Origin of the sequence: Pseudomonas sp. GD04058 (assembly GCF_029836855.1) — a bacterium.
Taxonomy (GTDB): Bacteria; Pseudomonadota; Gammaproteobacteria; order Pseudomonadales; family Pseudomonadaceae; genus Aquipseudomonas; species Aquipseudomonas bharatica.
This window is the reverse complement of record NZ_JAOECN010000005.1, coordinates 59,489-71,023: the sequence shown is the minus strand read 5'-3', so window position 1 is coordinate 71,023 and position 11,535 is coordinate 59,489. Positions and strand designations below refer to the sequence as shown.

General features: G+C 64.7%; 9 protein-coding genes. 2 read left to right on the top strand and 7 right to left on the bottom strand.

Features of this window, described 5'->3' with window-relative positions:
* Positions 1–65: 65 nt before the first annotated feature.
* Positions 66–1,370, bottom strand: coding sequence for an MFS transporter (locus tag N7650_RS06350; RefSeq protein WP_009408002.1), 1,305 nt, complete (start codon positions 1,368–1,370; stop codon positions 66–68).
* A gap of 161 nt (positions 1,371–1,531) precedes the next feature.
* Here N7650_RS06350 and N7650_RS06345 point away from each other — a divergent pair, with 161 nt between their 5' ends.
* Together N7650_RS06345 and N7650_RS06340 are read left to right on the top strand one after the other, a co-directional pair.
* Entirely contained in the window at positions 1,532–2,629 is a 1,098-nt protein-coding gene (locus N7650_RS06345; protein ID WP_064304544.1) for a sugar diacid recognition domain-containing protein, read from the top strand.
* Positions 2,630–2,788: 159 nt separating this feature from the next.
* Complete coding sequence (locus N7650_RS06340; RefSeq protein WP_279897463.1) at positions 2,789–3,928, top strand: glycerate kinase; 1,140 nt, start codon at positions 2,789–2,791, stop codon at positions 3,926–3,928.
* 101 nt (positions 3,929–4,029) lie between these two features.
* Here N7650_RS06340 and N7650_RS06335 read toward each other — a convergent pair whose 3' ends face one another.
* The 6 genes from N7650_RS06335 to N7650_RS06310 form a co-directional block, all read right to left on the bottom strand.
* Positions 4,030–4,977 carry a site-specific integrase gene (locus N7650_RS06335; protein WP_009408005.1) on the bottom strand — a complete coding sequence of 316 codons (948 nt, stop codon included), beginning with the start codon at positions 4,975–4,977 and terminating at the stop codon, positions 4,030–4,032.
* On the bottom strand, positions 4,974–6,530 hold the full coding sequence (locus tag N7650_RS06330; RefSeq protein WP_279897461.1) for an alpha/beta hydrolase: 1,557 nt from the start codon (positions 6,528–6,530) through the stop codon (positions 4,974–4,976). Before N7650_RS06330 ends, N7650_RS06335 begins: the two co-directional genes overlap by 4 nt.
* Before the next feature lie 120 nt (positions 6,531–6,650).
* Complete coding sequence (locus N7650_RS06325; RefSeq protein WP_279897459.1) at positions 6,651–8,810, bottom strand: TonB-dependent receptor; 2,160 nt, start codon at positions 8,808–8,810, stop codon at positions 6,651–6,653.
* A 55-nt stretch (positions 8,811–8,865) separates the two neighbouring features.
* Positions 8,866–9,285 carry a DUF2946 family protein gene (locus tag N7650_RS06320; RefSeq protein WP_009408008.1) on the bottom strand — a complete coding sequence of 140 codons (420 nt, stop codon included), beginning with the start codon at positions 9,283–9,285 and terminating at the stop codon, positions 8,866–8,868.
* 139 nt (positions 9,286–9,424) lie between these two features.
* Complete coding sequence (locus N7650_RS06315; protein ID WP_279897458.1) at positions 9,425–10,783, bottom strand: ATP-binding protein; 1,359 nt, start codon at positions 10,781–10,783, stop codon at positions 9,425–9,427.
* Entirely contained in the window at positions 10,780–11,505 is a 726-nt protein-coding gene (locus N7650_RS06310) for a response regulator (RefSeq protein WP_009408072.1), read from the bottom strand. Before N7650_RS06310 ends, N7650_RS06315 begins: the two co-directional genes overlap by 4 nt.
* Between the last annotated feature and the right edge of the window lie 30 nt (positions 11,506–11,535).

The following is an 11,535-nucleotide window of genomic DNA, read 5'->3' as shown; positions in this document are numbered from 1 at the left end:
CTGAACCCTGTGGGAGCTGGCTTGCCAGCGATGAGGCCCGCCCAGCCCCCAACAGGCTTGATGACTCAACGCTGCCGCGAAACCCGCAACGCCACCAGGCTACCAAACACGATCAACCCCGCCAGCGAATACAGCGCGGCATCGGTCGAGCCGGTCTGGTCCTTGATGAAGCCCACCAGGTAGGGGCTGAGGAAGCCGGCCATCTGCCCGACCGAGTTGATGATCGCCAGGCCAGCCACCGCGGTTCCGGCAGTCAGCAGCGCGGTCGGCATCGGCCAGAACATCGGCAGTCCGGTCAGTGCGCCCATGGTCGCGATGCTCAGGCCGAGAATGGCGATCACCGGGCTATGGGCGAAGTTCACCGCGATCAGCAGGCCGAGGGCGCCCATCAGCATCGGTACCACCAAGTGCCAGCGCCGTTCGTTGCGCAGGTCTGCCGAGCGGCCCACCAGCAGCATGAACACGCCCGCCAGCAGGTAAGGAATGGCGCTCAGCCAGCCGATCAGCAGGGCGTCGCTGAAACCGAGGTTCTTGATGATCGAGGGCAGCCAGAAGTTGATGGCGTAGACGCCGCTTTGGATGCAGAAATACACGAAACCGAAGGTCCAGATCAGCGGGTTGGTCAGCACCGAAAGCAAGCTGTCGCTGACGGTCTTCGGCTTGCCGGCGGCATCGGCGGCAAGGTCATCGGCCACCGCCTGGCGCTCGGCTGCGCTGAGCCAGCCGGCCTTGGCAAAGCTGTCGCTGAGCAGGAACACGGCCAGGCACCCCAGCACCACCGTCGGCAAGCCCTGGATCAGGAACATCCACTGCCAGCCGGCCAGGCCGCCTTGCCCGGCCGCGAAATGGTTAAGGATCCAGCCGGAGAAGGGCCCGCCAAGCAACCCCGACACCGGGATGGCCGACATGAACAGCGCCATGATCCGCCCGCGCCGCTGGCCGGGGAACCACTGCGAGAGGTACAGCACGATCCCGGGGAAGAAGCCGGCCTCGGCGGCACCGGTGAACAGGCGCAGCACGTAGAACTGGGTCGGCGTGGTGACGAACAGCAGGCAGGTGGAGAGCGTGCCCCAGGTGATCATCATCAGCGCGATCCAGCGCCGCGGGCCGAATTTGTTCAGCGCCAGGTTGCTGGGCAGGCCGCAGAGCACGTAGCCGATGAAGAAGATCCCGGCGCCGAGGCCGTAGATGGTCTCGCTGAAGTTCAGCGCGTCGAGCATCTGCAACTTGGCGAAGCCGACGTTGACCCGGTCGAGATAGTTGAACAGGTAGCAGACGAAAATGAACGGGATCAACCGCAGGGTGATGCGCCGGTACAGCGCGTCGCGGTCGATGCCGTGGCCTTGGTCAGGGGCAGGGCTGGATGACATGATTCTCTCTCTGTTGTTATGGTTGTGCGGCATCCCGCGTCGAGGCGGGCGCTGGTGAAAAGTCTCGACGAGCGCGGGATGCCTGTCTTTGTGCTTTTGCACAGCATTCGCGGCGCCTGGCTGTGCCGCCGACCAACCTGTGGACCTGCAAGGAACCCCCAATGTTCGAACTGGACCATGACCTGGCGCAGGATATCGTCGACCGGGCGATGGCCATCCTCCCCTGGAACGTCAACGTCATGGACAGCCAGGGCTTGATTCTAGGCAGCGGCGAGGCCCAGCGCATCAACACCCGCCACGAAGGCGCGCAACTGGTGCTGGCCAACGAGCGCATCGTCGAGATCGACAGTGAAGCGGCCAAGTGCCTGAAGGGCGTGCAGCCCGGCGTCAACCTGCCGTTGATGCTCGATGGCCGGCTGATCGGCGTGCTCGGCATCACCGGGGAGCCTGCGCAACTGCGCACCTATGCCGAACTGGTACGGATGACCGCGGAAATGCTCCTGGCCCAGCGTCACCTCCAGGTGGAGCAGCAATGGCGGCGGCAGCGCTGCGACGATCTGCTGGCCCTGCTGCTGGGCGGCAGTGGCGATGCCCCGCGCCTGGTGGATGAAGCCCGGCAGTTGGGCCTCAAGCCGCAGCTGCCGCGAGTGCCGTGCCTGTTCGAACTGGATGAAGGGCAGGGCGCGGAGGCCCTGGCGGTGTGGTTGATGCAGCGCTACCCGGACAGCTGGTGCGTCAGCCCGGCGCGTCATTCGCTGCTCTGGTGTCGCCCTGCCGGACTGGCGCTGGACGAAGCCAGGCTGCTGGAGCGCTTGCGCATCCAGGGCTGGCAGGTGCAGCGCCTGGCGCTGGGCGGGGTTGCGGACAGCGTAGAAAAGCTGCGCCGGGGCTATCGCCGGGTGCGCGACCTGCTGGCCTACGGGCGAGAGGTGCTGCCCGGTGAACAGTTGCTGAGCCTGAGCCGCTATCGCCTGCCGGCCCTGCTTTGGCGTCATCGCCAGGATGACGCCCTGGACGAGTTGCTCGAACCTTTGCAGCGCATTCGTGCCAAGGATGTCAGCGGGCAACTGCTGGCCACCCTACGCGCCTGGTGCAGCCATGACGGACAGAGCCAGGCGTGTGCCGAGGCGCTGGGCATCCATCGCAACAGCCTGAGGTACCGGCTGGAACGGATCGGTGAGTTGAGCGGGGTGGATCCGTTGAGACTGGAGGGGATGTTGAGTCTGTACCTCGGGTTGCAGTTGTTGCCTGCCGAATAGTTGTCGTTCTTAAGGGCCTCATCGCTGGCAAGCCAGCTCCCACAGGTCCCGCTGCATTGTCCAACTGACCAAACAACCCACACCCCGACTTGTGCAGGCGACAGAAGCGAGCCAGCCTGACAACTGGCAGCATGCAGGCATCTGCAACAGGAGCCCCACATGAAGATCGTCATCGCCCCCGACTCGTTCAAGGACAGCCTCAGCGCCGAGGGGGTTGCCGCGGCCATCGCCCAGGGCATTGACGGGGTATTGCCGCATGCCGAGGTAGTCTGCTGCCCCATGGCCGACGGCGGTGAGGGCACCATGGAAGCGATCGTCGCGGCCTGCCACGGTGAGCAACGCCGCCTGAGCGTGCGCGGTCCGCTGGGCCGCGAAGTGACTGCCCACTGGGGCTGGCTCGCCGAGTCCCGTACCGCGATCATCGAGATGGCCCAGGCCAGCGGTCTGCAACTGCTCGAACCGAGCGCGCGCGATGCCTGCCGCACGAGCACCTACGGCACCGGTCAATTGATCGGCGCAGCGCTGGACGCCGGTGCCGAGCGGATCATCCTGGCCATTGGCGGCAGCGCTACAAACGATGCTGGCAGCGGCATGCTACGTGCCCTTGGCTTGCGCACCTACGACGCCCAGGGTGCGGAACTGGAAGAAGGCGGCCTGGCGCTGTGCAATGTCGGCCGTATCGATGCCAGCCAGCTCGATCCGCGCCTGGCCGGGGTACGCCTGGAGGTCGCCGCCGATGTCGACAACCCGCTGTGCGGCAGCAACGGCGCCTCGGCGATCTTTGGCCCGCAAAAGGGCGCCAGCCCCGAGCAGGTGCAACTGCTGGACCACGCGCTGGGGCATTTCGCCGATCACTGCGCACAATTGCTGGGCCGTGATGTGCGTGACTTCCCCGGGTGCGGTGCTGCAGGCGGCATGGGTTTCGCGGCCAAGGCGTTTTTCGATGCGCAGTTCCGTCCGGGAATCGAAGTAGTGGCCGAACTGGCCGGTCTGGAGGCGGCGGTGCAGGGCGCTGACCTGGTGATTACCGGCGAAGGCCGGTTCGATGCCCAGACCCTGCGCGGAAAGACGCCGTTCGGCGTCGCGCGGATCGCCAAGCGCCATGGTGTGCCGGTGGTGGTGCTGGCCGGAACGCTGGGTGAGGGTTACCAAGCGTTGTACGGCCATGGCATCGATGCCGCCTTCGCCATCGCCAACGGGCCGATGACCTTGCAGCAGGCGTGTGGCAATGCCGCGCAATTACTGGCGGAACGGGCCGGCGATATCGTGCGTTTGTGGCAGGTCGCTGACCCCCGCTGAACCTGTGGGTGCCTTCATCGCCGGCAAGCCGGCTTCCACAGGGTTCGGCGGTGCACGCGGTCCCTGTGGGAGCTGGCTTGCCAGCGATGAGGCCGGCAGGTTCAATTGATCTGTTTTGGCTCAGAGGGTACCGGCAAGGCCAGCTCCCCGAACGAAGCGCTGGCATCCACATAGCGCAGCGCCGACTTCACATCCCGCCAGCCCACATGGCTCATCAGCGCCTTGGTATCCCAGCCGTTGCTGCTGGCCCAGGTGGCAAAGCCGCGTCGCAGCGAGTGGGCGCTGTAGGTTTCGGCCGGCAATCCGGCGCCGGCGAAGATCCGGCGCAGCAGGGCAATCAGGCTTCCGCTGTTCAGCGCCTCCTCACCAAGATTGCCCCAGCGGTCCAGCTTGCGGAACACCGGCCCACGGGCGATCCCGGCTACCGTGATCCACTCCAGATACGCCTGTACCGGGCATAGGCTCTTCAATGCCGGCATCCGATGGGTAACGCCGCGCCCCTGGCGATCGCCCTTGCTCTGTGGCAGGTACAGCTGCATGCCGCCACCGGCCAGGGCCTGGATATGCTCGACCCGCAGCCGCGCCAGCTCGTCGCCACGGAATCCGCGCCAGAAACCGATCAGCAGCAGCGCTGCATCACGCCGCGCGCGCAGCAGGTCGGGCAGGCAGTGCTCACGCTGGGCAAACAGCGCCTGCTGTTCAAGATGGCTGATGGTGCGCTGCAGATGCTCCAGGGTCAGTGCCGTGGCCTGGCGCTCCTGCACCGGGTGCATGGCACGTATACCCTTGAGCATCTGTCGTACCAGCGGCGCCTTGGTCGGGTCGGGAAAACCCTGGCTGACATGCCATTGCCCCAGCGCCGCCAGGCGTTGGCGCAGGGTGTTGAGCGAATGCTCCGCGGCGAAATCAGCCAGGTAGCGGGCGATGCTGTCTGCCGTGGCCGGCAGGAAGCCGCCCCAGGTCACCTCGAAATGCTCGACGGCGGCGCGGTAGCTGCGCCGCGTGTTGTCGCGCACGGCGGCCTGGAGGTAGTGGTCGATCTTGTTCATGGCGCCAGAGCGTACTCCTCCACGAGCCGCCATAACAGCCTGCCCATGGGCAAGCGGTAGATATCGCTGTGCGCGCCACCGCCGGAGCCGGGCGAGTTGAACTGGGTAATCCCGTTCGAGGCGTCGATATAGCTGACCTTGCCCTGGCTGACCGGCGTCGTGCTGCAGCGGTCGTCGCCGGCCTTGCAAAGGCTGAAGCCACCTCCGGGCGATGCCGAGGTATCGCTGGCGTTAAGGCAGTCGAAGGTCGCGGCCATCTGGGCATCGCGGCCGTCGCAGGCCAGGTGCCAGGACTTGATCGAGCCGGACGGGTCGTACCAGAACACCCGGCCTCCGGCAGCGCCGTCATATTGCGACGCGGTCAGGGCAATATGGGTCTTGCCGAGTTTTGCGAAGTCGCGGTACGGCGCGCCCTCGATACCTTTTCCCGGCATGAAGCGATTGATGCTGACGGCGCCTTGCAGACCGATCGCCAGGTCGACACGGCTTTTGGGGCCATCCGAACCCGGATCCAGTGCGGGCGAGCTGAACAAGGCCCGGGTCATGGCCCGGGCACCGAAGCTGTGGCCGATGGCGACGACCCGGGCCTGGCTCCCGGACGCGTCGAGGGCGTTGGGTACGGTCTGGTTGATCAACTTATTGAGCCAGGACAGCCCGATTTCGTCGGCGTCGTTCGCCTTGTTTCCGTAGCTGAAGAAATTGGTAAACGAATTGGTCCAGAACGAAGGCCAGGTCACCCCGATCACCAGTGGCCGGAAACGGCTCTTGGAAACTTTCTCGGGCTTCGGGCTGGTGGCCAGGTCGTTGATTTGCGCGCCGCGGGCTTCTTCGGCTGCGGCCATCAGGTTGCCGGTGATGTCGTTGATATTGCGGATCGCCTCATCCTGGGCAGTGTTCCAACCCATTACCACGATCAGTACGTGGGTATAACGGTCACCACGCAGATCCTGTATCAGGTTCAGTTGCAGGGCATCGAGGGCAGGCCTGCCGTATTCGTAGAGTTGATTGAGCCTGACCGGATGCTCCTCCAGATTCATTGATGTTTTACAGGCGTTCCAATCGCTGATTTTGCGCAAATCATGGTCGGTGCTCGTGCCGGCCAAGCGCCGTGCCGCGTAGGCGTTGTAGACGAAACAATGACTCTTGGCGAAGTAACTGACGCTGGTGTCCTGGTAAATATCGTTCTTCAGGATGTGTGACACGAACATGGCCTTCCAGTCCGAGCCCTGGAAACGTTCGATATGTTCGCGGGTAGTGTTGTAGCTGCCATCTTCGCCCTTGAAGTACGAGGCATTGGCATCGAGAAATGAAGCTCGTGGATTGAATTTTGGGCCCCCGATGATGGCCTGCGGACTTTTCTCCAGTGCCACCACATAGCCCGGGTAGTGCAACGCTGTTCCAGAAGGGAAATACAGCATGCTATGAAAATTCACCGCGTTCGGACTATCGACGGCCAGTTCTTCTTCATAGGGCGTCATGACCCGTTCCGTGGAAGTGCAGCCTATAAGGGCCGCACCCAGGGTGATCAAGGCCATCAGATGCTTTGCGTGCATGGTTCCTCCGTGAATCCGTAGGACGACTGAGTGATATCAAAATGACTGTAGCCAGCTTTTTCACCTTTGTCGGTCCTGACACATCCCCGGAAAACCGTCCCGCGTTCTGAATCCCTCTGCTCAGAACCGCCAGTCCACCGCCACCTCAAGACTTCTCGGCTCACCCAGGTAGTACTGGGTATTGCTCTGGTGGATAAACCGCGCGTACACCTCGTCGGTCAGGTTGCGCAGGCGTGCACTGACCTTGGTGTGCCGGTCCAGGTCGTGGCTCATGGACAACCCGTACAGGGTGTAGGACGGCACCCACATGCTGTTCGCCGTGTCGGCATACACTGACGCCACATAGCGCGCGTCGGCCCCTACCTGCCAGCCCGGGGCGAAATCCCAGGTCAGCCACAGGTTGGCGGTGCGCTCGGGGATGTTCACCGGCGTCTTGCCTTCCCGTGAATACACCACGCCAGCCACGCTCTCGTTGAACTCGTTGTACTCCGCCCGCACCCAGGCGAAGTTGCCCGCCGCCAGCAGTTGCGGGGTGATCTTGAACGAGGCCGCCAGTTCGACCCCGGTGGAGGTCTGTTGCCCGGCCTGCTCAGTGACGTTGGCCAGGGTCGAGGAGGGCACCGAGATATTCTTGCGCACGATGCGATACACCGCCGCCGTGGCGCTGCCGCGGCCGTCGAGGAAGTCGAACTTGCTGCCCGCCTCGATCTGCCGGCCGCTGCTCAGGTCCATATCACGGACCTGGGCGATGGAGGCGCTGGTCAGGGTGCCGCCCGGTGGTTCGGCCGAGGTGCTGAACTGGCTGTAAAGGCTGAGGCTTTCGCTCAGGTCATAGACCAGGCCGAGGCGGCCGGTCAGGGCATCCCAGCGCCGCTCCAGGCCAGTGCCGACGACATGGTCGCGCACTTCGAAGTCCAGGTGGTCGTAGCGCAGGGCGCTGACCAAGGCCAGGCGTTCGCTAAGGCGGGTACGGTTTTCGACGAAGGCCGAACGGGTGTCGGTCCAGGTGCTGCGGCCCTTGCGCCGGGGCGCAGCCATGCCGGGTATATCGAGGAAATGTCCGGGCTGGTAGTTGCCCGGCGTCACCGTGTCGAAGGTGCCACCGATGGACAGCGGGTAGTTGGTCTGCTGGTTGCGGTTGTAGTCCAGGCCGAAAGCCCAGTCGCTGGGCAAGCCGAATAGCTGGTCCTGACGGGTCAGTTCCAGGCGGTTGCCATTGACCTCCTGGTCGTGCCGCTGGCGATAGCCTCCGGAACGCAGCACCGCGCTGTTATCGGCGGTGTAGCGGTAGACCTCGAGGTTGCGGTAATCGCGCTGGCCGTTGTAGTGGTAGAAGGTGTTGCGCAGCCGGGTCGCGTCATCGAAGCGGTACTCGGTGATGGAACGCAGCCAGCGGGTACGCTGCTCGTAGCGGCCGTCCTCGACGTTGTAGTTGGCGAAGCGATCGTGCCGGTCGATATGCAGCTCGCCGCTCAGCGGGCGCAGCACCGGCGAGCCCCAGTAGGGGCTGTCTTCCTGTTCTTCCAGGTACTCGATGGCCAGGGTGTGGGACAGCCGCTCGTTGAAGTCGCTGAGCAGGGAGAAAGCCAGGTTGCCCGCGTTGTTTTCCTGGCGGTCGATGTAGCCGTTGCTGCCCGTGCGGCTGTAGTCGAGGCGGGCATAGTGGCGCGGGCCGTCGCCTTCGTTGAGCGCCTGGTTGATGCCAAAGGCGGTTTCTAGGGTGTCGTAGCGACCGTAGCTGATACGGCCTTCGACGCGGTCTTCGCTCCGGTCGGCCAGCCGGGTCACCATGTTCAGGCTGCCGCCCACCGCGCCGCTGCCGTTAAGGAAGGACGAAGGGCCGCCGAGCAGTTCGACGCGGTCATAGATCCACGCGCCCACGGGGCGTGCGGCGGCGCCGTATTGCAGATTGATGCCGTTGAACAACTGGGCGATCTGCGCACCGTTGAAGCCGCGATAGGACACATAGCCGCCCCAGCCGGGCGGCGCCGAAGCGTTCACCCCCGGCAGGGCATTGGCCGCGTCCTGGAAGGTGCGCGCGCCGATGCGCTCCATGGTGGCGCGATCGGCGACGGCGACCGAGGCAGGATTTTCCCGTGGCGTCAGGTTCAGGCGCGAACCGGCTTCAGCGGGCTTGTCGAGGTTGAGGCGGGTACCTTCGGCAGGCACCTCGCCCTCGGCGGAAATGGTGCTGGCAGGCAGGGTGAGGCTGGCGTCCTGGGCAAGGACGCAGGTCGAGGCGCCGCCGATCAGCAGCGCCAGGGAGGTCAGGCGAAACATGCAAAAGCTTCCTGTACGGATTCGAGAGGCACGCGCCGTCCGGGCGCGGGCGATGTCAGATCACGGCAAGGAAAGCGGGGGAGGCGCGGGGGTTGAGTCTTGGCCATTGCTCCCGGGGCAAGGGCAACGGAGGGTTCTGGCCGAGCAGCAGGCTTTCAGGCCAGTAGCGCGGGAACAGATGCCTGAAATAGTCGCCCGGCAAGGCGGACTGGCCGGCATGGCCGCAGCAGCAATCACCGCTTTGCACTTTGCCGGACGATTGCTCGCCGAGGTCGGGCAATTGGGCCTTGAGCTCGGCCAGCAGGGAGTTGGGCAGGCTCTGCACGCCGTGGAGGGTGCAGAAGCTGCCGAGGATCAGCGACTCATCGATCGGGCTGGCACGGCGCAGGGCACGGTCGAGCGGCATGGCCAGCAGGTTGAACAGCACTGCGAAGCCTGCGAGCAGGAGGATGTGGATGCGCCAGCTGGAAAGCATGGGTGTGCCCGGGTGAGGAGGTGGGCATTAAGCCGGATCCTGCGGTGTTTTCCAAGGCCTCATCGCTGGCAAGCCAGCTCCCACTCAGGCGCACAGAGAACCTGTGGGAGCTGGCTTGCCAGCGATGAGGCCCGGAAAATCAGCGCGGCAATTCCAGTATTACCCAAAGCCCACCACCCTGCCGCTCCGCCATTTCCAGCGACCCGCCATGTCCACGGGCGATATTCGCCGCAATGCTCAACCCCAGTCCGTGACCGCCACTGCTGCGCGACGGATCCACCTGGTAGAAATGCTCGAACACCCGCCGGCGATGTTCCGCCCCGATCCCCGGCCCACGATCGCCGACCTTGATCAACAACCGCTGCGCCTCATCGACCACCTCGATATCCACCGGCCCCGGCGCATGCCTGCGGGCGTTGTCCAGCAGGTTCTGCAAACAGCGCCTCAGTCCTCCCGGGTGGGCCAGCAACGGCCGGGCGCTGCCATGAATTCGCAGTTCCCCGCCCAGATCCTCGAAATCCGCCTGCAACCCCTGCAATAACGCATCGATCGCCACCGGCTCCCGCGCAGGCTCCAGCTCGGCATTGCGCAGGAAATCGAGACTGGCCGTGACCATCTCCTGCATATGCCCCAGGTCATCGCGAAAACGCTGGCGCAGGTGCTCTTCCGGCAGCATCTCCGCCCGCAGGCGCATGCGGGTGATCGGCGTGCGCAGATCATGGGACACAGCGGCAAAGAACCGCGTGCGCTCGGCGATGCTGTCGATCAGCCGGCGCTGCATGGCATTGAAGGCCTGCGCCGCCTGCCGCACTTCCTGCGGTCCATCCAGGCTCAGCGGCGGGCGATGGATATCCCGCCCCAGTGCCTCGGCCGCAGCGGCCATCTGCTTGAGCGGACGCAGGGCCAGGCGCACGGCGAGCAGGGCCACCAGCACTACCGCGAGAATCCGCACCAGGTAGATGCGCAGGATGTAGTCGAACACCAGCGAACTGATCGAGCCGCTACTCCAGCCCTGGCTTTCCGTGGCCTGGAAATACAGGGTGCGGCCGTCCGGGATATGCATGGAGAAGCGCAGGCGCACCCGGGCCTGCTCGCCGTCGAACAGGGTCGATGGGCCTGCCGGGGTGTCATTGGCTGCCAGCAACTCCAGGCCCAGCACATGGATCGATGCCGGCTGGCCCAGGCGTTCGGCGACCAGCCGGCGCAGCAGGGTTTCATACAGGGGGTCGATATCGGCCTGGTCCGGTACTTCTTCCAGGCGCTGCCAGCGCGAAGATTCGAAACCGTCGAGTACCGCCTCCAGTTGCTGCGGATGCTGCCGCGCCACCTGCAACACATCGGCGATACGCCCGGCCGCAAGGCGCAGGGGGATTTCCAGGACCTGGGTCTGGCGCACCTCGTGCCAGATGCTGCTGGTCAGCAACTGCGAGACCAGCATGCCGCCCACCAGGATCAGCACCAGGCGACCTTGCAGCGAACGCGGCCATAACTGCCTCATTCGCTGACAACCTTGTCCACGCTCAGCATGTAGCCCTCGTTGCGTACCGTGCGGATCAGCGCGCCGCCCTGGCGGGCGTCGTCGTTGAAGTGCTGGCGCAGGCGGCTGATGCACACGTCGATGCTGCGGTCGTAGGGCGTGCGTTCGCGATCGAACACATGGTTGAGCAGGAAATCACGGCTCAGCGGTCGGTTCGGGTGCTGCAACAGCAGACGCAACAGGCGGAAATCCGAGCTGCCAAGGCTGATCACCAGACCCTGCGGCGAGCGCAACTGGCGGTTGCTGGTATCCAGCTGCCAGCCGGCAAAGGCCAGGTAACGAACATCGTCCATCCGCGCCCGCTGCGGAAACGCATTGGTACGGCGCAACACCACCTTGATCCTGGCCAGCAGTTCACGGGGATCGAAAGGTTTGCCGAGGTAGTCGTCGGCGCCCATTTCCAGGCCGACGATGCGGTCCACCAGGGTGCCCCGGGCGGTGAGCATGATCACCGGTATGTTGCTGCGCACCCGCAGGTCGCGACACAGGCTCAAGCCATCCTCGCCGGGAAGCATAAGGTCGAGCACCACCAGGTCGATCAACTGGTCATCGAGACGCCGGCGCATTTCCCGACCATCGGCCGCTATCGAAGTGCGAAACCCGGCTTCCTCCAGGTAGGTGGAGAGCAACTGGCGGATCTCGGCGTCGTCATCGACGATCAGGATATGCTCGGGGACGGACATCGGAATGCTTCTCAAGTGGAATTGGCGGAC

Bases quoted from the DNA above. Each gene is read 5' to 3' on its own strand.
- N7650_RS06350 (WP_009408002.1), bottom strand. From the start codon at position 1,370: ATGTCATCCAGCCCTGCCCCTGACCAAGGCCACGGCATCGACCGCGAC.
- N7650_RS06345 (WP_064304544.1), top strand. From the start codon at position 1,532: ATGTTCGAACTGGACCATGACCTGGCGCAGGATATCGTCGACCGGGCG.
- N7650_RS06340 (WP_279897463.1), top strand. From the start codon at position 2,789: ATGAAGATCGTCATCGCCCCCGACTCGTTCAAGGACAGCCTCAGCGCC.
- N7650_RS06335 (WP_009408005.1), bottom strand. From the start codon at position 4,977: ATGAACAAGATCGACCACTACCTCCAGGCCGCCGTGCGCGACAACACG.
- N7650_RS06330 (WP_279897461.1), bottom strand. From the start codon at position 6,530: ATGCACGCAAAGCATCTGATGGCCTTGATCACCCTGGGTGCGGCCCTT.
- N7650_RS06325 (WP_279897459.1), bottom strand. From the start codon at position 8,810: ATGTTTCGCCTGACCTCCCTGGCGCTGCTGATCGGCGGCGCCTCGACC.
- N7650_RS06320 (WP_009408008.1), bottom strand. From the start codon at position 9,285: ATGCTTTCCAGCTGGCGCATCCACATCCTCCTGCTCGCAGGCTTCGCA.
- N7650_RS06315 (WP_279897458.1), bottom strand. From the start codon at position 10,783: ATGAGGCAGTTATGGCCGCGTTCGCTGCAAGGTCGCCTGGTGCTGATC.
- N7650_RS06310 (WP_009408072.1), bottom strand. From the start codon at position 11,505: ATGTCCGTCCCCGAGCATATCCTGATCGTCGATGACGACGCCGAGATC.